This window comes from Marivivens donghaensis (genome assembly GCF_011806565.1).
Classification (GTDB): domain Bacteria; phylum Pseudomonadota; class Alphaproteobacteria; order Rhodobacterales; family Rhodobacteraceae; genus Marivivens; species Marivivens donghaensis_A.
The window spans coordinates 136,521-159,006 of sequence record NZ_JAATOP010000005.1; the positions used below are offsets into that span (position 1 = coordinate 136,521).

The 22,486-nt window shown below is 61.7% G+C and carries 22 protein-coding genes, 2 tRNA genes and 1 pseudogene; 18 read left to right on the forward strand and 7 right to left on the reverse strand.

Annotated features, from left to right (window positions below; genetic code table 11):
• Positions 1-7: 7 nt before the first annotated feature.
• Positions 8-523: a translation initiation factor IF-3 gene (gene infC / locus HCZ30_RS09175; RefSeq protein WP_348640367.1), complete on the reverse strand. Its 516-nt coding sequence runs from the start codon at positions 521-523 to the stop codon at positions 8-10.
• A 449-nt stretch (positions 524-972) separates the two neighbouring features.
• Between infC and HCZ30_RS09180 the strand changes: the two genes are divergently transcribed.
• Both HCZ30_RS09180 and HCZ30_RS09185 read left to right on the forward strand, forming a co-directional pair.
• Positions 973-1,049 (forward strand) — tRNA-Asp (locus HCZ30_RS09180).
• A 29-nt stretch (positions 1,050-1,078) separates the two neighbouring features.
• Positions 1,079-1,155 (forward strand) — tRNA-Asp (locus HCZ30_RS09185).
• Positions 1,156-1,355: 200 nt separating this feature from the next.
• On the opposite strand, the gene HCZ30_RS09190 is transcribed toward HCZ30_RS09185, so the two are convergent.
• On the reverse strand, positions 1,356-3,212 hold the full coding sequence (locus tag HCZ30_RS09190; protein WP_167637987.1) for an ABC-F family ATP-binding cassette domain-containing protein: 1,857 nt from the start codon (positions 3,210-3,212) through the stop codon (positions 1,356-1,358).
• Positions 3,213-3,408: 196 nt separating this feature from the next.
• Between HCZ30_RS09190 and ndk the strand changes: the two genes are divergently transcribed.
• On the forward strand, positions 3,409-3,831 hold the full coding sequence (gene ndk / locus HCZ30_RS09195) for a nucleoside-diphosphate kinase (RefSeq protein WP_167637988.1): 423 nt from the start codon (positions 3,409-3,411) through the stop codon (positions 3,829-3,831).
• Positions 3,832-3,892: 61 nt separating this feature from the next.
• Here ndk and HCZ30_RS09200 read toward each other — a convergent pair whose 3' ends face one another.
• From HCZ30_RS09200 to HCZ30_RS09210, 3 genes are all read right to left on the reverse strand, one after another.
• On the reverse strand, positions 3,893-4,291 hold the full coding sequence (locus HCZ30_RS09200; protein WP_167637989.1) for a DUF4112 domain-containing protein: 399 nt from the start codon (positions 4,289-4,291) through the stop codon (positions 3,893-3,895).
• Positions 4,263-4,421, reverse strand: coding sequence for a YqaE/Pmp3 family membrane protein (locus HCZ30_RS09205; protein ID WP_167637990.1), 159 nt, complete (start codon positions 4,419-4,421; stop codon positions 4,263-4,265). Before HCZ30_RS09205 ends, HCZ30_RS09200 begins: the two co-directional genes overlap by 29 nt.
• A 92-nt stretch (positions 4,422-4,513) precedes the next feature.
• Positions 4,514-7,117 carry a hybrid sensor histidine kinase/response regulator gene (locus HCZ30_RS09210; protein ID WP_167637991.1) on the reverse strand — a complete coding sequence of 868 codons (2,604 nt, stop codon included), beginning with the start codon at positions 7,115-7,117 and terminating at the stop codon, positions 4,514-4,516.
• Between the two features lie 639 nt (positions 7,118-7,756).
• On the opposite strand from HCZ30_RS09210, the gene urtA reads away from it, so the two are divergent.
• From urtA to kdsA, 6 genes are all read left to right on the forward strand, one after another.
• Positions 7,757-9,046, forward strand: a complete 1,290-nt coding sequence (gene urtA, locus HCZ30_RS09215) for an urea ABC transporter substrate-binding protein (protein WP_167637992.1) — start codon at positions 7,757-7,759, stop codon at positions 9,044-9,046.
• A gap of 73 nt (positions 9,047-9,119) precedes the next feature.
• On the forward strand, positions 9,120-11,054 hold the full coding sequence (gene urtB / locus HCZ30_RS09220) for an urea ABC transporter permease subunit UrtB (protein ID WP_167637993.1): 1,935 nt from the start codon (positions 9,120-9,122) through the stop codon (positions 11,052-11,054).
• 103 nt (positions 11,055-11,157) lie between these two features.
• Entirely contained in the window at positions 11,158-12,375 is a 1,218-nt protein-coding gene (gene urtC, locus HCZ30_RS09225; RefSeq protein ID WP_167637994.1) for an urea ABC transporter permease subunit UrtC, read from the forward strand.
• The gene (gene urtD / locus HCZ30_RS09230; RefSeq protein WP_167637995.1) at positions 12,372-13,112 is read left to right on the forward strand and encodes an urea ABC transporter ATP-binding protein UrtD; all 741 of its coding nucleotides are present in this window, start codon (positions 12,372-12,374) and stop codon (positions 13,110-13,112) included. Before urtC ends, urtD begins: the two co-directional genes overlap by 4 nt.
• A 2-nt stretch (positions 13,113-13,114) precedes the next feature.
• On the forward strand, positions 13,115-13,810 hold the full coding sequence (gene urtE / locus HCZ30_RS09235; RefSeq protein WP_167637996.1) for an urea ABC transporter ATP-binding subunit UrtE: 696 nt from the start codon (positions 13,115-13,117) through the stop codon (positions 13,808-13,810).
• A gap of 116 nt (positions 13,811-13,926) precedes the next feature.
• Positions 13,927-14,745, forward strand: coding sequence for a 3-deoxy-8-phosphooctulonate synthase (gene kdsA, locus HCZ30_RS09240; RefSeq protein WP_167637997.1), 819 nt, complete (start codon positions 13,927-13,929; stop codon positions 14,743-14,745).
• Here kdsA and HCZ30_RS16885 read toward each other — a convergent pair.
• Positions 14,742-15,283: pseudogene (locus HCZ30_RS16885) on the reverse strand (RBBP9/YdeN family alpha/beta hydrolase). The gene kdsA and the pseudogene HCZ30_RS16885 sit on opposite strands and share 4 nt — an antisense overlap.
• Before the next feature lie 291 nt (positions 15,284-15,574).
• On the opposite strand from HCZ30_RS16885, the gene yajC reads away from it, so the two are divergent.
• The 9 genes from yajC to HCZ30_RS09290 all read left to right on the forward strand — a co-directional run bounded on the left by yajC (position 15,575) and on the right by HCZ30_RS09290 (position 21,686).
• Positions 15,575-15,856 (forward strand): preprotein translocase subunit YajC, encoded by a 282-nt coding sequence (gene yajC / locus HCZ30_RS09250; protein ID WP_167637998.1) that lies wholly within the window; start codon positions 15,575-15,577, stop codon positions 15,854-15,856.
• A gap of 18 nt (positions 15,857-15,874) precedes the next feature.
• On the forward strand, positions 15,875-17,536 hold the full coding sequence (secD, locus tag HCZ30_RS09255; protein WP_167637999.1) for a protein translocase subunit SecD: 1,662 nt from the start codon (positions 15,875-15,877) through the stop codon (positions 17,534-17,536).
• Position 17,537: 1 nt separating this feature from the next.
• Complete coding sequence (secF, locus tag HCZ30_RS09260; protein ID WP_167638000.1) at positions 17,538-18,506, forward strand: protein translocase subunit SecF; 969 nt, start codon at positions 17,538-17,540, stop codon at positions 18,504-18,506.
• Positions 18,507-18,573: 67 nt separating this feature from the next.
• Positions 18,574-18,927 carry an Mth938-like domain-containing protein gene (locus HCZ30_RS09265; RefSeq protein ID WP_167638001.1) on the forward strand — a complete coding sequence of 118 codons (354 nt, stop codon included), beginning with the start codon at positions 18,574-18,576 and terminating at the stop codon, positions 18,925-18,927.
• Positions 18,928-18,964: 37 nt separating this feature from the next.
• A complete protein-coding gene (gene ccmA, locus HCZ30_RS09270; protein ID WP_167638002.1) occupies positions 18,965-19,582 on the forward strand; it encodes a heme ABC exporter ATP-binding protein CcmA in 618 nt (205 codons plus the stop codon).
• A complete protein-coding gene (gene ccmB, locus HCZ30_RS09275; protein ID WP_167638003.1) occupies positions 19,579-20,235 on the forward strand; it encodes a heme exporter protein CcmB in 657 nt (218 codons plus the stop codon). The genes ccmA and ccmB overlap by 4 nt, the downstream gene beginning before the upstream one ends.
• Positions 20,236-20,279: 44 nt before the next feature.
• Complete coding sequence (gene ccmC / locus HCZ30_RS09280; protein WP_167638004.1) at positions 20,280-21,011, forward strand: heme ABC transporter permease CcmC; 732 nt, start codon at positions 20,280-20,282, stop codon at positions 21,009-21,011.
• Positions 21,008-21,154, forward strand: a complete 147-nt coding sequence (ccmD, locus tag HCZ30_RS09285) for a heme exporter protein CcmD (protein WP_167638005.1) — start codon at positions 21,008-21,010, stop codon at positions 21,152-21,154. The genes ccmC and ccmD overlap by 4 nt, the downstream gene beginning before the upstream one ends.
• Entirely contained in the window at positions 21,147-21,686 is a 540-nt protein-coding gene (locus HCZ30_RS09290) for a DsbE family thiol:disulfide interchange protein (RefSeq protein WP_167638006.1), read from the forward strand. The genes ccmD and HCZ30_RS09290 overlap by 8 nt, the downstream gene beginning before the upstream one ends.
• 3 nt (positions 21,687-21,689) lie before the next feature.
• On the opposite strand, the gene HCZ30_RS09295 is transcribed toward HCZ30_RS09290, so the two are convergent.
• Positions 21,690-22,157 (reverse strand): DUF7684 family protein, encoded by a 468-nt coding sequence (locus HCZ30_RS09295; protein ID WP_167638007.1) that lies wholly within the window; start codon positions 22,155-22,157, stop codon positions 21,690-21,692.
• Between the last annotated feature and the right edge of the window lie 329 nt (positions 22,158-22,486).

Genomic DNA, 22,486 nt, shown 5'->3' on the forward strand with positions numbered 1-22,486 from the left:
ACCAAGATTACTTGGCCAGCGGTCCGATCATCATGACCATCTGACGGCCTTCCATCTTCGGCATGTTCTCGACCTTGCCGTTCTCCTTGACGTCTTCGGAGATACGCTGAAGCAGCTCGCGGCCAAGATCCTGGTGAGCCATCTCGCGACCACGGAAACGCAGGGTGACTTTCACCTTGTCCCCGTTGTCGAGGAACTTGAGCACATTGCGCATTTTGACATCATAGTCGTGGGTGTCGGTTCCCGGACGGAACTTGACCTCTTTGACTTCGATGACCTTCTGCTTCTTGCGCGCCTCGGCCTCTTTCTTCTGGGTCTCGTACTTGTACTTACCGTAATCCATGATCTTGCAGACCGGCGGCTTCGCGTTGGGCGAAATTTCTACCAGGTCGAGACCGGCTTGTTCGGCCATGTCGAGAGCTTTCTCGGGCGTCACAACACCTACGTTTTCACCCTCGGCGCCGATCAGGCGAACTTCGGGGCAACGGATGCGATCATTGATGCGGGGTCCAGTGTCACGCACCGGTGGTGCGTTATGAGGTCTACGGGCTATGGCCTTTGTCCTTTTTATAGTCAACGAATTTTGGCGTGCAAACTAGTGCCGGCGCACCACTTAGGCAAGCCGCAAAAGCGGATTCGCCAGTATAAGAGTACCGATTTGCCTAGATTTCTGCGCAACGCGCTGCGGCGCACGCCGGCGCCGCTCGTAGGGGAGAGATGGGGACAGGCAGTGCCGGTTTCAACCTGCCTTGTTTTCTTGCAGTTTTCCCGACCGGATCTGGAATCCGCTGAATCTCCAGAAAATCACCACTGCCATAAAGCCCTGAAACAAAGAGATTTTTGGCCGTTTCCAAACGAATTCATCATCCGGTTCGATTTGTTGCACTTTTTTGTCAGAGGGCGCTTGACGCCACCCCGCACTCCGCTTAGAAGGCCCCACATCCGGTGACACACCGGACAGCACATAGGCGAGCGGTTGTAGCTCAGTTGGTTAGAGTACCGGCCTGTCACGCCGGGGGTCGCGGGTTCGAGCCCCGTCAACCGCGCCACTGCTGAAAAAAGTGTCACGAAGATGAGTGCGGTTGTAGCTCAGTTGGTTAGAGTACCGGCCTGTCACGCCGGGGGTCGCGGGTTCGAGCCCCGTCAACCGCGCCACTTCTTCTTCAAAAAGCGCCTACGGTTCGCCGTAAGGCGCTTTTTTGCTTTTGGCGGTCAGAACGCGAAAGGGGCTCTGCCCCTCGGCCTGCGGCCTCACCCCGAGGTATTTTTGTCAGAATGAAGACGCGGGTTCCGCCTTTGTGCCCGAAATATCCCGGGGGAGCGCGAAGCGCGGGGGCAGAGCCCCCGTTACGTTATCAGCTTTCGGCTTCTTCGAGCTTTTCAAGCGCTTCCATCCACAGCGCTTCTGCGCGCTCTGTGGCATCCACCGCTTCGGCCCATTTGCGATTCAGCTTTTCCAGTTTGGCGCTGTTGTTGTCCTCGTATAGCGCAGGGTCGGCAAGCTCGCCCGCCACGCGGTCGCGGATCTCGTTGATTTTCTCGATGCGCTCTTCGCATTTGCGGACCTCTGCGCGGAGGGCGAGGATCGTGTTGCGGTCGGCCTTTTGCGGCTTGGGCTTTGTGGCGGCTGCGGCGGTTTTCTCGGCCGGTTTTTCCGAGGACAGCAGCATCTTGCGGTATGCGTCAAGGTCGTCGTCGTAGGGCGAGACCTGTCCGTCCTTCACCAGCCATAGGCGATCGGCCACGAGGCTGAGGAGGTGCATGTCGTGGCTAACGAGGATGACCGCGCCGTTGTAGGCTGTCAGCGCCTCGACCAGCGCCTCGCGGCTTTCGATGTCGAGGTGGTTGGTGGGTTCGTCGAGGATGAGAAGGTGCGGCGCGTCCAGCGTCGCGAGGAGCAGCGACAGGCGTGCCTTCTGGCCTCCCGAAAGGCGACCGACCTCGGTTTCGACCTGCGCGGCCATCAGGCCGAATCCGGCGAGGCGGGCGCGCAGCTTCGACGGCGTCTGGTCGGGCAGTTCGCGTTGGAGGTGCTGGAGCGGGGTTTCCTCGACTCGCAACTCGTCCACCTGATGCTGCGCGAAGAAACCGATGCGGAGTTTGCTGGACGAGACCTTCTCGCCTTCCATCAGCTCCAGACGGTCCGAGAGCAGCTTGGACAGGGTCGATTTGCCTTCTCCGTTGCGGCCGAGAAGCGCAATGCGGTCGTCCTGGTCGATGCGCAGGTTCAGGCGGGACAGGACCGCTTTGCCGTCATAGCCGATCTTGCCGCCTTCGACGCGGATGATCGGCGGCGACAGCGGTTCGGGCGAGGGGAAGGTAAACACGGTCCGCGCGGCGTCTTCGGGCACGCGGATGGTCTCCATCTTCTCAAGCATTTTCACGCGGGACTGGGCCTGCTTGGCCTTGGTCGCTTTGGCTTTGAAACGGTCGACGAAGGATTGCAGGTGGGCGCGCTTGGCGTCCTGCTTTTTCGCGGCCTGCTCCAGGACAGCGCGCTGTTCGGCGCGCTGGCGGACGAAGCTGTCGTAGGTGCCGGTCCAGTAGGTCAGTTTCTTGTCATTCAGGTGCAGGATGCCCGTCACCGAACGGTTCAGCAGTTCGCGGTCGTGGCTGACGATGACCACTGTGTGCGGGTAGCGCGTCAGGTAGTTCTCCAGCCACAGCGCACCTTCGAGGTCGAGGTAGTTGGTAGGTTCGTCGAGCAGCAGCAGGTCAGGCTCCGAGAACAGCACTGCCGCTAGCGCGACGCGCATCCGCCAACCGCCGGAGAAGGCGGAGCAGGGCATCTTCTGCTCTTCGTCGGTGAACCCGAGACCTTTGAGGATCGAGGAGGCGCGGGCTTCGGCGCTCCACGCGTCGATGTCGGCAAGGCGGGTCTGGATTTCGGCGATGCGGGTGCCGTCGGTTGCAGTCTCCGCCTCGGCCATTAGCGATGCACGCTCGGTGTCGGCAGCCAGCACGGTGTCGATCAGGGACACTTCGTTACCGGGGACCTCCTGACTGACGCCGCCGATCCGCCAGCCGCGCGGCAGGTCGATGTCACCTGTGTCGAGGTGCAGCTCCTGCCGGATCAGCTTGAACAGCGTCGTCTTGCCGGTGCCGTTACGCCCGACGAGACCGACCTTGTGGCCGGTAGGAATGACAGCAGAGGCGTGCTCGATCAGAACACGGCCTTCGATGGAATAGGAGATATCGTCGAGGCGTAGCATGGCTTGCTGCTAGCAGGTTCGCATTTGCTGGGAAAGAGGCGCCGCACCCCCGATCCGCACAAGCGAAATGCGTCATTTGCGTTAAGTTGCCAGACCAGCCGCGTTTGACCGCTTTTCTTGAGCGCTGACACATGTTAGGGCAGCGCCAATTTCCAACCCGCCCCCGTACGTGGGGCCGCTGCATATAGAGGCTAACATGGCTGTCGAACGCACCCTCTCGATCATCAAACCCGATGCCACCGAGCGTAACCTGACCGGCAAAATCGTTGCCAAGTTCGAAGACGCTGGCCTGCGCGTCGTCGCTTCGAAGCGCATCCACCTGACCCCGGCTCAGGCTGGCCAGTTCTACGCTGTTCACGCCGAGCGTCCGTTCTACGGCGAACTTTGCGAATTCATGGCGTCGGCTCCGGTCGTTGTTCAGGTTCTGGAAGGCGAAGGCGCCATCTCGAAGAACCGCGAAGTCATGGGCGCAACCAACCCGGCAGACGCTGCCGAAGGCACTATCCGCGCTGAATTCGCAAAGTCGGTTGGCGAGAACTCGGTACACGGTTCGGACGCTCCGGAAACCGCAAAAGAAGAAATCGCTTTCTTCTTCTCGGGTCTCGAACTGGTCGGCTAATCGCCGCTTCGATCCGAAGACAAAAGAAAAGCCCGCGAGCATCACTCGCGGGCTTTTTTCGTTATTGGTCAGCCGTTTCGCGGAAGGGAGACGGTAGTCCGTGCATCCCGTGTAGGAGTTCCACATTGCGGCGGTTGGACTTGAAGCCCACGTCCAGCAAGTCGCCGAGCAGCGGGATCCAACCGATAATCCAGTCGATGCCGATATTCCCGATCATCTGCGCCAACAGGCGGTTGGATGCGCCCATCTTTCGGGCCTTTGCCAGAATGTAGAGCGACGGGGCCATAGTCAGCGTATCGCCAACACCGGGGATGAGGCCGAGGATCGTATCCCACCCGAAACGGATGCCGGCGATCTTGTACCGGCTATCCATCATGCGGGCGATTTTCGTGAGACGATCCAGCTCGTCAAGCCGCGGCGTGACGATCGGCTCAGTCGCGAAGGATGATGTAGAGGGCATGGATGATCCCCGGAATATAGCCAAGAAGCGTCAGCAGCAGGTTGATCCAGAACTGGAGGCCAAGGCCGACCTGAAGGAACACGCCGAGGGGCGGAATGAAGATGGCGATAAGTACGCGTACGAGATCCATAATAAGTTCTTCCGTTGGAATTGCTTTGTTGCATTACCAACGGGGCGACACGCGCATTGGTTCCCGTTTTCGTGAGATAGATTTGTGCGGCCTTATTCGTCCGCTCCCGCTTCGACAGCTTCCGCCGCTGCGGCAGTACGTTTGCGGCGGGCGAATTCTTCGCGCAGGAAACGCATAAGCTGCGCATCTTCGAGCGGCTTGGTCATGATGTGCGAGGCGCCGACCATTTCGAACTGGCGCATGTCGTCTCCCACCACAGCCGCAGTCAGGCCGATAATAGGCAGATCGTTGCCTTCCTCGCGCAGGGTGCGGATCAGTTCTGCGCCGTTCATTTCGGGCATGTAGAGGTCAGTAATCAGGACATCCGGCGGGTCCTGATGGATCAGCTCCAGCGCGCGGCGACCCGTGGGCGCGGTGATGACGCTGCCCATGTATTTGCGCAGGCGGGCCGACGTAACCTCGGCCACCAGTGCGTTGTCCTCCGCCAGAACGACACGCAGGCTGGCGAAGTCCAGATCGGCGGCGTCGGGATCGTCCGCATCGGGCAGGAGCGTGCCGTCGGCCAGCGGCTCGGGCAGGCGGATGTGATAGCCCGCACCGCCTTCGGGGGCGGGGAAGTATTCGACATGGCCGCCAAGCACATGCGCAGAGCTTTTGACGATATAGAGGCCCAGGCCGCTGCCGTCGGGACGGTTTCGCGGATCATCACCCGTGCCGCGCTGGAACGGCTGGAACAGGCGCTCGACCTGATCGGGCGGGATGCCGACGCCGTCATCGCTGATCGACCAGACACCGATGCGGCTGCTGTCCTCGACGTTATAGGCCGAGCGGTAGCTGATGGTGATCGTCGTACACTGCGAGTGGATGATGGCGTTGCGGATGAGGTTGCCGAGGATCTGCTTGATCCGGACATTGTCGCCCATACAGGTCTCGTTCGCCCCGTCGCCAAGGCGCAGGCGGATCAGCACTTCTGCGGCTTCGGCCTGCATCTCGAAAGTGTTCTTGATCGACTCGGCCAGTTCGAACGGCACAAACGGCACGAGGTTCACCGGCAGGTTCTTCTCGGGGTTCACCGCCTGACGCATGTCGGTCAGCACACCAAGAAGCTGGTCGGTCGACTCGCGCAGGCGGGCGTGGAGGCGGTCGTAGTCCACCTGCGGCTCGTCCATATCGTCGATCAGCATGGAGATGATAGACGCGGGCGTCCGAAGTTCGTGGCTGATGATCGAGAACAGCTGCTTTTGCTTGTCGTTATTGCTCGACAACTCGGCCATCGTCTCGCGCAGGGCTTTTTCCTGAAGGTGTTCGCCTGTTACATCGACCACAAGGCCGAGGATGCTGCGCTCGTTTCGCTGGCCGCGCTCGTTCCAGAGGAACAAACGCAAGGTGCGCGACAGGCTGCTGGTGGGCGAGTCCTTGAGGCGGGCGAGCAGCGTTTTACTGTCCGCGCCATTGCCGAACATCATGTCCCGCAACTCTTCCTGCTGTTCGGGCGGAAACTGCCGCATCATCGACGTCAGGTCGATTTCGGACCCGAGGTTGAGCATCCGCTGGGTCACAGGGTCGACGCTGACCAGACGGTTGTGCAGGTCGATCGAAAACACGCCGACGCCCGCGTTGTTGCGGACGGTATTCAGGCGGCGGATCGAGCCCATCTGCTTTTCACGCCGGTAGTGGTCGTGGCTGCGGATGGCGAGCAGCAGCATGATGATGAAGAACGCGCCGAGCGAGTAGATCTCCAGCACCAGTTCGGCGCGGGTTTCGGGCGGCTCGATGTCGATGACGGCTCCGGTCAGGCCGATGTAGAACATCAGACCGACCGTGAGGGTGGGGATCACCAGCGCGAACGGCAAAAGGATTGCCAGCAGACCGCAAAGCGCCAGCGCGTCCCACGTCTCGTCGAGCCGGAACCCGTTGTTACCGAGGAGCGCCAGCAGCGGGAACAGCGCGGCATAGGGCAGGGCGCGAATGACATGTTCTTCGCGCGGGATACGCAGGATGCCGATCAGCAGGCCCATGATTGTGATGCCGCCATAGGCCGATTTCACGAACGCTTCAAAGGTGTAGCCCGCATCCAGCCCGATACTTTGCGCCGCGTTAGGCGAGTGGATGAGAGCGGTGTTGATGAACACCGGCACCATCAGACACAGGAACAGCGCGAACACAGGCCCCGAGGTAATCGACAGCACGAGGTCGAGCAGGAACGGTTCGAACGCGCGGTGTAGCATAACGTGAAGCGCGCGGGCACACATGCCCAGCAGGATCGACACCAGCAGGTTCGCGCCAAGACCGATCCAGAGCAGAGCAATGAACTCCGAGGTTTCGCCCGCGATGGTATAGCCGCGCATGGCGATAAACGGCGTTACGGCATAGAAGAGGGCGAAAGTGACGATCGGTATCCAGATATAACGCCTGGGATAGATAAAGACGCCCAGCACCACGGTCACGCCGGCCACGTGCGGAAAAAGGTCCGTCAGCGCATCGCCGCTATGTTCGATGGCGTGGCCACGCGTCAGCATGACGACCCAGAACATCATGAAGATACCGTAGATCAGGCTCAGCCGGACCGGCTTGTCTTCGATTTGTTCGCGGATGCGGTAAATGTGCGAGCGTTCGGTATCCTGAAACAGGTAGAAGTCGGTTGCATCGGTGCGCTTCCGGTTCTTCTTTCTACTCTGATTTTGGCCGAACAACATTAGTTCAGATCCCGGTCACTCTTCGGTGGTTACTGGCACTACCCTAGTCGCCATATCTGCCAACCTAAACTCACCCTCAACGGGCTAGGAGCATAAGACAAATACTCCTTGGTATAGTCCGGCGGAAGTCAGGCTTTCCGGCGGGCGACGTCGCAATTTCAAGAACATAGAAGTCGCTTGATCCATTTATGAGTACTTAGGTGCTGCCTAATCAACCTTTGATTTACTGTTACTATATCATTCTCTCATGTGCGGATTCGAGGATGTGTCCCTGATGTCAGGCACAAAAGGACGAAATCGGATGACGATTGGCCGCTTTCGAGCGCCGTGACCTCACGGAACCGTTATCGACGTGTCTATTTATTGGGCAGTTTTGCGCATGTTGGTGAATTTTTGAACATGCATTCCTGAATCAAGTTCTCAGCATGCGGCGGGATTTGCGCTGCGGACGTACCGTCAGGCACCTTCTGCCCTGCGGGTATCACCGCCCGCCAAAACCGCCGCGCGAAGGGTCAATCCTGGCAGACCACTCCCTTCGACGCGACTTCAGCAACAAGGCTGCAGTCCGACTGTAACCGACCGGTTTCTGTTTGCACAGAGGCCCGGATGGAAGACGGCTGCGCCAACAGGGGACTACCTATGTTCAAGAAATTCATGCTGCCCGCTCTTTCCTCCGCTGCGCTGATCGCCGGTGCGGGCGCCGCTTTCGCCGAATGTGAAGCGCCGATCAAGGTCGGTGTCCTGCACTCGCTCTCCGGCACGATGGCCATCTCCGAAACCACCCTCAAAGACACCATGCTGATGCTGGTCGAAGCCCAGAACGCCAAGGGCGGTCTGCTGGGTTGTGAACTCGAAGCCGTTGTCGTCGACCCCGCGTCCGACTGGCCGCTCTTCGCTGAAAAGGCCCGCGAGCTTCTGACCGTTCACGAAGTCGACGTCATCTTCGGCAACTGGACCTCGGTTTCGCGTAAATCGGTTCTGCCGGTCATCGAAGAACTGAACGGCCTTCTGTTCTACCCCGTCCAGTACGAAGGCGAAGAGTCCTCGCGCAACGTATTCTACACCGGCGCCGCTCCGAACCAGCAGGCTATTCCGGCTGTCGACTACTTCCTCGAAGAACTCGGCGTAGAGAAGTTCGCGCTGCTCGGCACCGACTACGTCTACCCGCGCACCACCAACAACATCCTCGAAGCCTACCTTCAGGACAACGGCATCGCTGCCGAAGATATTTTCGTCAACTACACCCCGTTCGGCCAGTCGGACTGGGCGACCATCGTGTCCGACGTCGTTGCGCTGGGCGCTGACGGCAAGTCGGTCGGCGTGATCTCGACCATCAACGGCGACGCGAACATCGGCTTCTACAAAGAACTCGCGGCTCAGGGCGTTTCGGCAGAAGACATTCCGGTCGTCGCATTCTCGGTCGGTGAAGAAGAGCTTTCGGGCCTCGACACCTCGAACCTCGTCGGCCACCTCGCTGCATGGAACTACTTCATGTCGGCAGATACCGAAGAGAACGCGTCCTTCATCGACGAATGGCACGCCTTCATCGGTGACGACGCGCGCGTGACCAACGACCCGATGGAAGCTCACTACATCGGCTTCAACATGTGGGTTCAGGCGGTCGAGGAAATCGGCACCACCGACGTTGACGCCGTCATCGACGCAATGCCGGGCCAGACCTTCCCGAACCTGACCGGCTCGACCGCTGAAATGCTGCCGAACCACCACCTGACCAAGCCGGTCCTGATCGGTGAAATCCTCGAAGACGGCCAATTCGACATCATCTCGCAGACCGAGCCGGTCGCAGGTGACGCATGGACCGACTTCCTGCCGGAATCGGCTGTCCTGGAATCGGATTGGGTCGACCTCAAGTGCGGCATGTACAACACCGAAACCGAGACCTGCGTCCAGCTGACCTCGAACTACTGATCCTGTGATCAAGGGCAGGGGCGCGCGTCGCCCCTTGCCACCCTCCCCGAATACCCTTTCAAGGAGACGCGAGATGTTCCGCGCCCTTCTGCTCGCCTGCGCTCTGACCGTCTCGGCTGTCTGCGCATCGGCTCAGGACCTGCAATCGGTCCTTCAGGAAGACCCCGCCCTCTATAACAAACCTTCCCGCGGCACGACCGCCGACGCTGTCGAGGCCCTTCTGGCTTCCGGCGCGTACGATGTCGCCACTTTCCTCGAACGCTGGCAGGGCAAAGAGGTCTGGCAGCACGACGATGGCCGCTTCGTTTATGTCACCGACAGCGATCCCTACACGCTGATCGACATCGACACAGGCGAGGAGATCGGCACCGCCGACAAGGGCGAGCTTACCCAGATCAAACCGAACGCAGGTGTGCGCGGCGTGATTGGCTCGGCGCTGGTACGTTTCCAGCTGTCCGACCCTGATCCCGCCCGCCGCATCGCCGCGCTCGACGCCATCAACCGCGACGGTTCCGCAGAACATCTCGAACCGCTCGCCGCCTCGCTCGAAGGCGAAACCGACCCCGACATCGCCGCCCGCAAGGAGCGCCTGCTGTCGCTGCTCACTGCCCGTTTCGGCGATACCACAGAAGCCCGCGTCGAGGCGATCAATTCGCTGGCCGAAGGCGTCAGCCTCGACAGCCGCGCGGCGCTGAACCAGATCCTCACCACCCGTTCCAGCGTCGCTGCCGAAGTGCCCGAAGGCACCAACGTCGCCCGCATCCGGAAGGTCGATGACACCTTCACCGTCGATGCCGCCTACGCCGAACTGGCCTCCGCCGGCCTCGCCCCGACCACCGTGAGCGATGCCGATGTGAAATCGGCCCTCACCGCGCACATCGTTGACGGCGAGGTCGCCGGCGTCCCCGTCGCCCAGATGAACGACCCCGCCGCCCGCATTCGTGCCTACCAGTCGCTCGTCGACGCAGGGCAGGCCGCGCCCTTCGTGCCGCCCGCCGACCGCGAGGCCGCCGTCAAAGCGCACATTTTCTTCGACGCCTACGTCGAACCCGATGCAGCCGTCACCGATGCCGCCTACGCCGCGATGCGCGACGTGGACCTCAAGGTCAGCGCGATGCAGACCGCCGACATCGCGCTCGATGCGGTGTCCTTGGCGTCGATCTACTTCCTCGCAGCCATCGGCCTTGCCATCACCTTCGGCGTGATGGGCGTCATCAACATGGCCCACGGCGAATTCATCATGATGGGCGCCTACACCGGATACGTCGTGCAGCAGGTGATCCCAGATTACACCGTCTCGATCATCGTGGCCCTGCCGCTGGCGTTCTGCGTCACCTTCGCGGCCGGCGTCGCGATGGAGCGTCTGGTGATCCGCCACCTCTACAAACGCCCGCTGGAAACACTCCTTGCCACCTTCGGCATCTCGATCGCGCTCCAGCAGATCGCCAAGAACATCTTCGGCACCCAAGCCCGCCCGCTGACTTCGCCCGGTTGGCTGGACGGCGCGCTCGTATTCAACGACGTGGTCTCCATCAGCTACATCCGCATCGCGATCTTCGTGCTGGCGCTGATCTTCCTCGCGCTGATCCTCTTCGTGCTGAAGCGCACTCGCCTCGGCCTCGAGGTCCGCGCCGTCACACAGAACCCCGGTATGGCCGCATCGATGGGCATCAACCCCGACCGCATCAACATGCTGACCTTCGGCCTCGGCTCGGGCATCGCAGGGATCGCAGGCGTCGCTATCGGCCTTTATGCCAAAGTGACCAGCGAAATGGGCGCCGACTACATCGTCCAGAGCTTCATGACCGTCGTCGTCGGCGGTGTGGGCAACGTCTGGGGCACGCTCGCTGGCGCGTCGCTGATCGGTTTCCTGCAAAAGGGTATCGAGTGGTTCAACCCGTCCAACACGCTGGCGGCGCAGACCTACATGATCCTCTTCATCATTATCTTCATCCAGTTCCGTCCCAAGGGCATCGTCGCCCTCAAGGGCCGCGCGGCGGGGAACTGAGCATGACCTGTCATTCACTCTGGCAAAAATACCTCGGGGGGACCGGGGGGCTGGCCCCCCGTGCGTCCTTGAACGTCCGCGCAAACCCCGCAGGAGAGACCCAATGAACAAAACCCTCCTTGCATCGAACCGCTCGGTCCTGATCTTCCTTCTGGTCCTCGCGATCTTCACCGTGGCCGTCACGCTCATGGCGCAGGCAACGGGCTTCGGTCTGATCTCGACCAGCTTCGTCAAAACGCTCGGCAAGACGCTGTGCCTTTGTATCATCGCCATCGCGATGGATGTGGTCTGGGGCTACTGCGGCATCCTCAGCCTTGGCCACTTCGCCTTTTTCGGGATCGGAGGCTACGCTGTCGGCATGTGGCTGATGTATGCGCGCACCGAGGAAATCGTGGCCGCGTCCCTTGCCAACCAGCCGCTACCCGCCACCGCGCAAGAGGTCTCGGACGCCATCGGGACGCAGATTTTCGGCGTGGTCGGTAGTTCCGAACTTCCCGCGCTTTGGATGTTCGCGCACTCGCTGCCGCTGCAACTCCTCGCCGTACTGATCGTGCCGGGACTGCTGGCACTGGTCTTCGGCTGGCTCGCGTTCCGCAGCCGCGTGACGGGCGTCTATCTGTCGATCCTAACGCAGGCGATGACCCTCGCGCTGTCGCTGTATCTCTTCCAGAACGACAGCGGACTGCGTGGTAACAACGGCCTGTCAGGCCTCCAGAACATCCCCGGCGTTTCGGCGGGTCAGGACTGGGTGTCTGTCTGGTTTTTCTGGGCCTCGGCGCTTGCGCTGGCGCTGGCGTATATCCTCTTCGCCTTCGTCACATCGGGCAAGATGGGCAGCGTGATCCGCGCGATCCGAGACGACGAATCCCGCGTGAGGTTCCTTGGCTATCACGTTGAAACCTATAAGCTCTTCGTCTTTACCCTCACCGCGATGGTGGCTGGGGTCGCAGGGGCGCTCTATTACCCGCAAGCGGGCATCATCAACCCTGCCGAGATCGCGCCGATCGCCTCGATCTACCTTGCGGTCTGGGTGGCGATCGGTGGTCGCGGTCGCCTCTATGGCGCGGTCATCGGCGCCACGTTTGTCTCGCTCCTGTCGTCGTGGTTCACGGGCGGCGGAGCCCCCGCGATCAACCTCGGTTTCTACAAGATCGTCTGGACCGACTGGTGGCTCGTACTGCTCGGCTTCTCGTTCGTGGCGGTGACGCTGTTCTTCCCGCAGGGCATCGGCGGCCTCTTTGACTACGTCGCGGTCAAGCGCAATGCGAACTACGGCCCCGATGACGGCAGCTGGCGCGCAGAAGAAGGAAAACCGGAATGAGCAGACTTCTCGAAGTATCCGGCGTGTCCAAGACCTTCGACGGCTTCCGCGCCATCAACAACCTCTCGATCGCCGTCGACGAACCCGAGCTCCGCGCCGTGATCGGCCCCAACGGGGCGGGCAAGACCACGTTCATGGACATCATCACCGGCAAGACCAAGCCGGACGAGGGTACCGTTGTTTTCGGGGACAAATCGATCAGCCTTGTGGGCATGTCCGAAAGCAAGATCGCCCGCGAAGGCATCGGCCGCAAATTCCAGAAGCCGACCGTGTTCGAGGCGCAGACCGTGCGCGAGAACCTCGCCATGGCTTTGAAGAATGATCGCGGCCCGTTCGACGTGCTGTTCTACAAAAAGAACCGTGACGACAGCGCCCGCATTCTGGAACTGGCCGAGGAAATCGGCCTCGCAGATCAACTGGACCGGATGTCGGGCGAGTTGTCCCACGGCCAGAAGCAGTGGCTGGAAATCGGGATGCTGTTGGCGCAGGACCCGCGTCTGCTGCTTGTGGACGAGCCCGCTGCGGGGATGACGCCGGCGGAGCGCGAGCAGACGACCGATCTGCTGAAGCGCGCCGCGAAAACCCGTGCCGTGGTGGTCGTCGAGCACGATATGGAGTTCGTCCGCCGCCTCAACTGCAAAGTCACTGTCCTGCACGAAGGATCGGTGCTGGCCGAGGGCAGCCTCGACCACGTCACCGCCAACCCGCAGGTCATCGAAGTCTATCTGGGGCGCTGAACATGCTCGAAATCGAAAATCTCACGCTGAAATACGGTCAGAGCCAGATCCTCAACGGCATTTCCATGACCGCCGAGGCGGGGCAGGTCACCGCCGTCATGGGCACGAACGGGGTCGGGAAGACCTCGCTGCTCAAGGCTATCGCAGGCCGCCATCCCTACGAGGACGGTCGCATCGTGCTGGACGGGAAGGAGCTCAAGCACCTCACCGCTTTCGGAGCTGCGCGGGCAGGGATCGCCTATGTCCCGCAGGGCCGCGAGGTGTTCCCGCTGATGACCGTGCAGGAAAATCTGGAGAGCGGGTTTGCCTGCCTTGATCGTAACGAGCGCGGTGTCCCTGACCGGATATTCGAGCTGTTCCCGATCCTGAAAGACTTCCTGCATCGCCGCGGCGGCGACCTTTCGGGCGGCCAGCAGCAACAGCTTGCCATCGCCCGCGCGCTCATCACGCGGCCGCGCGTCCTGCTGCTCGACGAGCCGACCGAGGGCATCCAGCCCAACATCATCCAGCAGATCGGGCGCGTCATTGCCCAGCTGCGCGAAGAGGGCGAGATCGCTGTGGTGCTGGTGGAGCAGTACTTCGATTTTGCTTTCGATCTGGCGGATGACTTCTACGCGGTGAACCGTGGATCGGTCGTGCTGCACGAGCCCAAGGCCACGCTGGCGCGAGAGGTTCTGCTGGAGCGCGTGTCGATCTGACGGAGCGGGGGCCAGCCCCCGCACCCCCGGGATATTTGAAGCACAAAGGCAGCAGCGATGGACGCAGCCTTTGTGCGTGTCTATATGCAGGGCAAGCCAATTCAAGGAGAGCGCCCATGCATCGCGTCACCATCGGAAACGTCGAAGTCGCCAACGATCTGCCCTTCGCGCTGATCGCGGGGCCGTGCCAGCTCGAAAGCCTCGACCATGCGCGTATGCTGGCGGAGCGGATTGCGGAAGCCTGCGCTGCGACCGGTACTGGCTTTATTTTCAAGGGCTCGTACGACAAGGCGAACCGTTCGTCGCTGGGCGGCAAGCGCGGACTGGGTGCCGAGAAGGGCCTCGAGATTCTGTCGAAAATCCGTGACGAGTTCGGCTGTCCGGTCATCACCGACGTGCACGAGACGCACCACTGCGCGATGGCGGCCGAGTTCTGTGACATCCTGCAGATTCCGGCGTTCCTCTGCCGTCAGACCGACCTGCTGCTCGCTGCCGGTGAGACCGGCAAGGCGATCAACGTCAAAAAGGGCCAGTTCCTTGCGCCTTGGGACATGAAGAACGTCGCGGCGAAGATCGAGAGTACGGGAAATACCAACATCATGCTTTGCGAGCGCGGCACGTCTTTTGGGTACAACACGCTTGTGAGCGATTTCCGCGGTCTGCCGACCATGGCGGAGACGGGTTATCCTGTTGTGTTCGATGCGACGCACTCGGTCCAGCAACCGGGCGGGAACGGCAACTCGTCGGGCGGTGATCGCCGCATGGTGCCGCCGCTGGCGCGTGCGGCTGTGGCTGTGGGCTGTGCGGCGTTGTTTATCGAGACGCACGAAGACCCCGATAACGCACCTTCGGACGGTCCGAACATGGTGCGTATCGAAGAGCTTCAGCCGCTGCTGCAAAAGCTGCGCGCGCTGGACGACGTCGCAAAGGGCTAAGCCTCGGCCAAGTTAGCCGCGAAGGTTTCGAACAAAGCATATCCGGCGGGCCAATCTGCGAGTCCGCTGGAGACATTCACGTGGCCGAGCGGGCCGAGGTTTATGAACCTTGCCTGCCAGTCTGCCGCGATATTTTCCGCAAATTGGATTGAGGCGTAGGGATCGTCCGTGCTGGCCGCAACCAGTGTCGGCGCGCGGAGCGGTGTGCGCAGCACGTCGATGAAGCTCTGGTTCACCGCCGGAAACTTGGGGCCGAGGGGATCGGGCGGGCGACGGAGAAGATGCCTTTGATCGTGCGGTCATGCGAGGCGCAGTAACGCGCGGCGAGCAGGCAGCCGAGGGAATGGGCGACGAGGATGGGCGGCGTCGGGGCTGCGGCGACCGCAGCATCTAGCGCGGCGAGCCAGTCAGTGAGATCGGGCTCGTCCCAGTTCGACGGCGCAAATCGGGTTATCCCGGGGTGTTTGGCTTCCCAAAGGCTCTGCCAGTGGTCAGGGCCGGAGCCGCCGATGCCGGGGACAGTGATGATCGGGGTCATGGAGCCTCGCGCGTGCCAGTGATTTGCGGCGAGCAGATCGCTGCGATTGTACCGCTGCCAGCCCAGTTCGAGGGTGGAGCGGGGGCGCTGCCCCCTCGGCCTTGCGGCCTCACCCCCGAGGTATTTTTGTCAGAATGAAGAGGGGCGGGCAGGGCGGCCCGCTTGAATATGCAAAATCGCCTTCACACATTGCTTTGAGCGTCCGTGCTGCGGTTGCCAATCCCGTGGCGCCGTCATAACGTGCCGCGACTTTGCGGGGAGCCCCCGCCAGACTTAGACGAGGAGCGCCCGATGGAGGCCATTCAAGGTATTATTCCCTTTATCCTGATCTTTGCGATCATGTACTTCCTGCTGATCCGTCCGCAGCAAAAGAAGCTGAAGGAACACCAGAACATGGTGGCGGCGCTGCGCCGCGGTGATCAGGTTGTCACGCAGGGCGGCATCATCGGCAAGGTATCGAAGGTCAAAGACGACAACGAGGTCGAGATCGAGATCGCTTCGGGCGTCAACGTCCGCGTCGTGCGTTCAACCATTTCGCAGGTGGTGAACCGCACCGAACCCGCGAACAGCTAAGCGGCGAACACCCCGGATATGCTACATATTGCACGCTTCAAGCAGGTGCTCATCGTTCTGGCCTGTTTGGCCGGGGTGATTTTCACGCTGCCCAATTTTTTCTATTCTCGGGTCGAGACGCATAACGATGCGGCCAAGGATATAGAGAACGGCATCACCAATGCCGAGCTCGAGGCCGATCTGGCGCAGTGGCCGTCGTGGCTGCCCTCCGACATTGTGAACCTCGGCCTCGACCTTCGCGGCGGCGCACAGCTGCTGGCGGAGGTGCGTGTCGAGGACGTCTACGAGACCACCATGGACGGCATGTGGCCGCAGGTGCGTGACGTTCTGGTGGCCGAACGTGATACCATCGGCGCGATCCGCCGTCAGGAATCGGCCCCTGGTACGCTAGCGATCCGCGTGGCCAATGAAGACGGCGTTGTACGCGCTGTCGAACTGGTGCGCGGTCTGGCGAGCCCTGTGACCTCTGTCACCGGCGCGGGTCAGTCGAGCCTCACGGTGTCGGCTAATGGCAACCTTGTCACGGTCGAGCTGTCCGAAGCCCAGAAGGCCGTCAGCGACGAGCTCACCGTGCGTCAGGCGTTGGAGATCATCCGCAACCGTATCGACGCGGCGGGCACCCGCGAGCCGTCGATCCAGCGGACCGGTGACCGCCGTATCCTCATTGAGGTTCCGGGCGCGAAGTCGGCGCAGGAACTCAAGGGCTGGATCGGCACCACCGCGCAGCTCGGTTTCCACGAAGTCATCAGCACCACCGGCGACGAGAACGCAGAGCCGGGTGTCGGGAACTTCCTTGCGCCCGATGTCGAGCGTGAGGGCGTTTACTACATCCTGTCGCGCACGGCTGTCGTCTCGGGCGATCAATTGACTGACTCGCAGCCGACCTTCGACCAGAACGGTCGTCCGGCTGTGGACTTCCGTTTCAACCCCGGCGGTGCGCGCGCGTTCGGTGCCTATACCTCCAACAACATCGGCCGTCCGTTCGCGATTGTGCTCGATGACGAGGTGATCTCGGCCCCGACGATCCAGAGCGCCATCACCGGTGGTTCGGGTATCATCACCGGCTCCTTCACTGTCGAAGAGACGACCAACCTCGCGGTTCTGCTGCGGGCGGGCGCGCTGCCTGCGGGTCTCGACTTCCTCGAAGAGCGCACCGTGGGACCGGAACTGGGTGCGGACAGCATCCGTTCGGGCCAGATCGCGGCTGTCGTCGGTTTCGTCGCCGTGATGATCTTTATGGGTCTGTCCTATGGCCTGTTCGGCTGGATCGCCAACATCGCGCTCATTCTGAACGTGGCGATGATCATCGGTATCCTTTCGCTGCTGGGCGCCACGCTCACGCTGCCGGGTATCGCGGGTATCGTGCTGACGATGGGTATGGCCGTGGACGCCAACGTGCTGGTCTACGAACGTATCCGCGAAGAACTGAAGACAGCCAAAGGTCCGGCCCGCGCTATCGAGCTGGGCTACGAGCGTGCGATGTCGGCCATTCTGGACGCCAACATCACCACGATCATGACGGCGGCTATTCTGTGGTTCGTCGGCTCCGGTCCGGTTCGCGGATTCGCGACAACACTGGGGATCGGTATTCTGACCTCGGTCTTTACCGCGATCTTCGTGACCCGTCTGTTCATCGTTTGGTGGTTCCAGCGCCGCCGCCCGAAAACCATCGAGGTGTAACATGCGGCTCCGTCTGATTCCCCAAGAAACCAACTTCAACTTCTTCAAAGCGGCCCGCTACACGTTCGGCGCGTCGGTCATCGCGGTCATCGCGTCGATCATTCTGTTCCTCGTTCTGGGACTGAATTTCGGCATCGACTTCCGCGGCGGCACGACCATCCGTACCGACTCGACCAGTGAGGTATCGGTGGCCGATTACCGCGCCGCAATCGATCCGCTCGGTCTGGGCGATGTGGTCATCACAGAAGTCTTCGATCCGACCTTCGCGGCGGACGAGCACGTCGCGATGATCCGTATTCAGGCGCAAGAAGGTCAGGAAAGCATCTCGGCAGAAATCGTCGAGCAAGTCGAAGCGGCGCTGCAAACCGTCGATCCATCCATCACCTTCCCGTCGGTCGAATCCGTCGGTCCGAAGGTGTCGGGAGAGCTGATAAACACCGCGATCTACGCCGTTCTGGCTGCAATCGTGGCGATCGTGATCTACATCTGGGCGCGCTTCGAATGGCAGTTCGCGCTCGGCGCGGTTGCGGCTCTGATCCACGACGTTGTGCTGACCATCGGCCTGTGGTCGATATTTCAGCTCAAGTTCGACCTCGCGACCATCGCCGCGCTGCTGACCATCGTCGGCTACTCGATCAACGATACCGTGGTGGTCTTCGACCGTGCCCGCGAGAACCTGATCAAGTACAAGAAGATGCCGCTGATCGACGTTCTGAACCTCTCGGCCAACGAGACGCTCAGCCGTACCGTGATGACCTCCGGCACCACGCTGCTGGCGCTCATCGCGCTGCTAGTACTGGGCGGCGACGTGATCCGCGGCTTCGTGCTGGCGATTACGTGGGGCATCGTCGTCGGTACGTATTCGTCGATCTATGTGGCGAAAAACATTGTTCTGATGCTTGGCGTCAAACGTGACTGGTCGAAGGAAAAGAAACCTTCCGGAAACCAGTTCATGGACATTGATGCATAAGTTTGTCGGGGCCCTTTCGGGCCCCGATGCTTTCTGCGACAATGTCCGCAGAACCAAAGAGGCCGTCATGCGACTGAACGAAATCGAATACAACGATGCCAAGCCAGTGGACGGCTATGGACCCGGTTTCTTCCGCATCGGCGGTAAGGTGTTCGAAGGTCCGGTCATCGTTTCGTCCGCAGGCATCAAATCGTGGGGCGGCTACGACGACACCGCCGCGCTGCTGGCGCTCAAGGACAAGGTCGACGTGTTCTTCATCGGCACGGGCGAGGAAATCGCCCACCTTCCCAAAGAATTTCGCGAGGTGATGGAGGAGGCCGGAATCGGCGCCGAACCCATGTCCTCGCCCGCCGCGTGCCGCACCTACAACGTGCTTCTGTCCGAAGGCCGCCGCGTCGCTTTGGCGCTGTTGCCTGTCTGAGCTTTGCGCATCGCGCGGGATAGGTTAGAGCGTTGGTATGGAACTCAAAGTCTCTGATCTGACGGTCGCGCGCGGCGGTATTCCCGTACTGGAAAACGTGTCTTTCACGGTTCCGGCTGGGCAGGCGCTTGTGCTGCGCGGTGCCAACGGGATCGGCAAGACGACCCTCCTGCGCACGCTCGCCGGACTCCAACCCGAACAGAGCGGCCAGATCGATTGCCCCGAGGATGAAAGCGCCTACGCCAGCCACGCGGACGGCGTGAAATCACAGCTGACGGTCGAGGAAAACCTGCGCTTCTGGGCCGATGTCTACGGCAATCAGGTGCCGGACACGATTTACGAACAATTCGACCTTGTTGACCTGCGCCAGCGCGCTGCGGGGACGCTTTCGGCAGGTCAGAAACGCCGCCTTGGCCTGTCGCGCCTCGGTGTGATCGGGCGCAAGGTGCTGTTCCTCGATGAGCCCACCGTGTCGCTCGACCGCTTTTCGGTGAAGCTGTTCGCGGACTTCCTCCAGCATCAGCACCTCAATCAGGGCGGCATTGCCGTCATCGCGACCCACATCGACCTCGGCCTCGACGCGCCCGAAATGGATCTCGAACCGTTCCGCGCGGCCCCCGACGCCGCTGGCGGCAGTGACGAGGCGTTCCTGTGATCGCACTTCTGCTCCGTGATCTGCGGCTTGCGGTGAGGGCGGGCGGGGGCTTCGGCCTCGGCCTCGCGTTCTTCCTCATCGTTATCGTGCTGGTGCCCTTCGGTGTTGGCCCCGACAAAACCGTGCTGGAGCCCATCGCTCCCGGTATCCTCTGGGTCGCGGCGCTGCTGTCGTGCCTCCTGTCGCTCGACCGCATCTTTGCGCTCGACTTCGAGGACGGCTCGCTCGCGCTGCTGGCCACGTCGCCGCTGCCGCTTGAAGCGGCCTCCGTCACCAAAGCTGTGGCCCACTGGCTCACCACGGGCCTGCCGCTGACCATCGCGGCGCCCGCGCTCGGCGTGCTGCTGCACATGAAAACAGACGCCTACGCCTATCTCACGCTGTCGCTCGCTCTGGGCACGCCTGCGCTGTCGATTATCGGCGCTTTCGGCGCGGCGCTCACCGTGGGCCTAAAGCGCGGCGGCCTGCTGCTCTCGCTCCTCGTCCTACCGCTCTATGTGCCCACGCTGGTTTTCGGCGCAGAGGCCGTGCGCCGCGGGGCAGAGGGAATGGACGCCACCACACCATTCGTCATGCTCGCCGGTATCACCTTCGGCGCATTTGCCCTGCTGCCCTTCGCAAGTGGCGCGGCACTTCGCGTCAATCTGAAGTGATCGGGGATTGAGCCGCCACCGTAATACGGGGATAAGAGGAACCTATGTCGATCTGGGAATACGCAAACCCGAAGAAGTTCATGGCGACCACCACGCCGATCATCCCGTGGGTGCTGGGCATTGCGCTTGCCGCGATGTTCGTCGGCCTCGTCTGGGGGCTTCTGTTCACGCCTGACGCCGAGAATTTCGGCGCGTCGGTCAAGATCCTCTTTGTCCACGTCCCGACCGCGCTCATGGCCATCAACGCATGGTTCATGATGTTCGTCGCCTCGCTGATATGGCTGATCCGCCGTCACCACGTCTCCGCGCTCGCCGCGAAGGCCGCAGCGCCCATCGGCGCGACCATGACGCTCATCGCGCTCATCACCGGCGCGATTTGGGGCCAGCCCACGTGGGGCACATGGTGGCAATGGGAGCCGCGCCTGACGTCGTTCCTGATCCTGTTCCTGTTCTACCTCGGCTACATGGCGCTCTGGTCCGCGATCGAGGACAACGACACCGCAGCCGACCTGACCAGCGTCCTCTGCCTCGTCGGGTCGATCTTCGCGCTGCTGTCGCGCTACGCCGTCCGGTTCTGGAGCAACGGTCTCCATCAGGATTCGACCTTCTCGGCCGACAAGGAAACCCACATCGACCCGTCCTTCTGGTACCCGTCCGTCATCGCGATGCTGGGCTTCGGCCTGCTGTTCCTCGCGCTGGTCCTGATCCGTACCAATACCGAAATCCGCCTTCGCCGCGCTGACGCGCTGGAGGCCCGCCAACGGAGGTCCGCATGATCGACTTCGGCAAACACACATTCCACGTCTGGGCCTGCTACGGTGTCACCGTGACCCTCGTTGCAGCGCTCGTCATCCAGTCGCTGACGCAGAGCCGCAAGGCCAAGCTGCGTCTGGCACGCGTGGAGGCCAAGAATGGCTAAGATCCCTGTTCTGGCGCTGATCCCGCCCGTGGCCTTCGCGGCTATCGCGGGCCTGTTCCTCGGTCAGATGTACTTTGGCGACGGAGACGACCTGCCGTCCATGCTGATCGGCAAAGACGCCCCCGCGCTGCCCGATCAGGGCCTGACGGGCGAGCCTGTGCTCAGCGACGAGGACCTCCGCAGCGGAGAGCTGACGCTCGTGAACTTCTGGGCCAGCTGGTGCCCGCCGTGCCGCGCAGAGCATCCGGTACTGACCGAGATGGCAGAGGGCGGTATCCGCATTGCGGGCGTGAACTTCCGTGACGAGGAGGGCGCCGCGCTCGAATACCTCGACGAAGAAGGTAACCCTTTCTTCGCCTCGGCCTTCGATCCGCGCGGACGTGTGAGCATCGACTGGGGCGTGACCGCTCCGCCCGAGACATTCATCGTGGATGGCGACGGCAAAGTGCTGTTCCGCTTTGCCGGCCCGTTGCTGGGGGCCGACTACGAAAACCGGTTCTTGCCGGAGCTTGAAAAGGCGATGGCCGAGTAGACCTCAGCAGGCTAGCGCGGCCTGCATCCCGTAATCCGCTGCGGCGCGGTGCGCCATCGACGTCAGGTCGTAGCGGAATGCGGGGCGGCCGATTTCCAGAGTGATCATCAGGTCCACGCCTTCGATCTCCAGATCGTTCATGTGGGCCGATGCAAAGGCGAACACGTCGTCGATGGCGCGGTTCGACTGCGAGCTGACAACGATGTCGGGGATCGTCTCGGAGCGTTCCTCGGTCATGATTGCGAAGGCGTTGGCCGCCTCGGTGCAATCCTGCCAGTCCTCGGCATCCTCACCCCAGATATTCGCCTGCACGCAGCTTCCCGTTGCCATGATTTCGGTCACGGCGCGGCGGAAGCGATCCGACGTCTCTTCGTGGGCGATCAGGACCAGAGCGTAGGGACGCTCCATGGGAAGCTTCGGAAGCTGGCCGTCGGCCTTGATGCGCAGGTGGTGCAGTTGAATATTATCCATGCCCTTGAGTCATCACCATAAAAGGGATTCGGCAAACCGGACTCGGGGGGAATCCTGTGGACATAGCTGACTCAGCGGGGGGTAAGCCTGTGGATATGTTTAAGAGGCGGTTAACCGGCGATTCCGGTGACCTCCGACACCCCGAAAACAACTCACGAGCCCTGTGGATAACTTTGGGTATAACCCCTCAGAACGCAGGAAAACCTTGTGGATAAGTCGTGGAGAAACTGTGGGCTGAAACGAAGAGCGACGGCCACCGGGCAGCGACCGTCGCTTCGAGCGCGCGCAGCGCTCTTGCGCACCTTGCACCGCAAACCGAGCACTGGGAA

What these genes read in the sequence shown, in the direction of transcription:
- urtB (WP_167637993.1), top strand. Translation starts at nt 9,120, where the DNA reads ATGTTCCGCGCCCTTCTGCTCGCCTGCGCTCTGACCGTCTCGGCTGTC.
- ccmD (WP_167638005.1), top strand. Translation starts at nt 21,008, where the DNA reads ATGATCGACTTCGGCAAACACACATTCCACGTCTGGGCCTGCTACGGT.
- secF (WP_167638000.1), top strand. Translation starts at nt 17,538, where the DNA reads ATGCGGCTCCGTCTGATTCCCCAAGAAACCAACTTCAACTTCTTCAAA.
- urtD (WP_167637995.1), top strand. Translation starts at nt 12,372, where the DNA reads ATGAGCAGACTTCTCGAAGTATCCGGCGTGTCCAAGACCTTCGACGGC.
- yajC (WP_167637998.1), top strand. Translation starts at nt 15,575, where the DNA reads ATGGAGGCCATTCAAGGTATTATTCCCTTTATCCTGATCTTTGCGATC.
- HCZ30_RS09205 (WP_167637990.1), bottom strand. Translation starts at nt 4,421, where the DNA reads ATGGATCTCGTACGCGTACTTATCGCCATCTTCATTCCGCCCCTCGGC.
- HCZ30_RS09265 (WP_167638001.1), top strand. Translation starts at nt 18,574, where the DNA reads ATGCGACTGAACGAAATCGAATACAACGATGCCAAGCCAGTGGACGGC.
- HCZ30_RS09210 (WP_167637991.1), bottom strand. Translation starts at nt 7,117, where the DNA reads ATGTTGTTCGGCCAAAATCAGAGTAGAAAGAAGAACCGGAAGCGCACC.
- HCZ30_RS09190 (WP_167637987.1), bottom strand. Translation starts at nt 3,212, where the DNA reads ATGCTACGCCTCGACGATATCTCCTATTCCATCGAAGGCCGTGTTCTG.
- ccmA (WP_167638002.1), top strand. Translation starts at nt 18,965, where the DNA reads ATGGAACTCAAAGTCTCTGATCTGACGGTCGCGCGCGGCGGTATTCCC.
- urtE (WP_167637996.1), top strand. Translation starts at nt 13,115, where the DNA reads ATGCTCGAAATCGAAAATCTCACGCTGAAATACGGTCAGAGCCAGATC.
- kdsA (WP_167637997.1), top strand. Translation starts at nt 13,927, where the DNA reads ATGCATCGCGTCACCATCGGAAACGTCGAAGTCGCCAACGATCTGCCC.
- HCZ30_RS09290 (WP_167638006.1), top strand. Translation starts at nt 21,147, where the DNA reads ATGGCTAAGATCCCTGTTCTGGCGCTGATCCCGCCCGTGGCCTTCGCG.
- urtC (WP_167637994.1), top strand. Translation starts at nt 11,158, where the DNA reads ATGAACAAAACCCTCCTTGCATCGAACCGCTCGGTCCTGATCTTCCTT.
- secD (WP_167637999.1), top strand. Translation starts at nt 15,875, where the DNA reads ATGCTACATATTGCACGCTTCAAGCAGGTGCTCATCGTTCTGGCCTGT.
- HCZ30_RS09200 (WP_167637989.1), bottom strand. Translation starts at nt 4,291, where the DNA reads ATGCCCTCTACATCATCCTTCGCGACTGAGCCGATCGTCACGCCGCGG.
- ccmC (WP_167638004.1), top strand. Translation starts at nt 20,280, where the DNA reads ATGTCGATCTGGGAATACGCAAACCCGAAGAAGTTCATGGCGACCACC.
- ndk (WP_167637988.1), top strand. Translation starts at nt 3,409, where the DNA reads ATGGCTGTCGAACGCACCCTCTCGATCATCAAACCCGATGCCACCGAG.
- urtA (WP_167637992.1), top strand. Translation starts at nt 7,757, where the DNA reads ATGTTCAAGAAATTCATGCTGCCCGCTCTTTCCTCCGCTGCGCTGATC.
- HCZ30_RS09295 (WP_167638007.1), bottom strand. Translation starts at nt 22,157, where the DNA reads ATGGATAATATTCAACTGCACCACCTGCGCATCAAGGCCGACGGCCAG.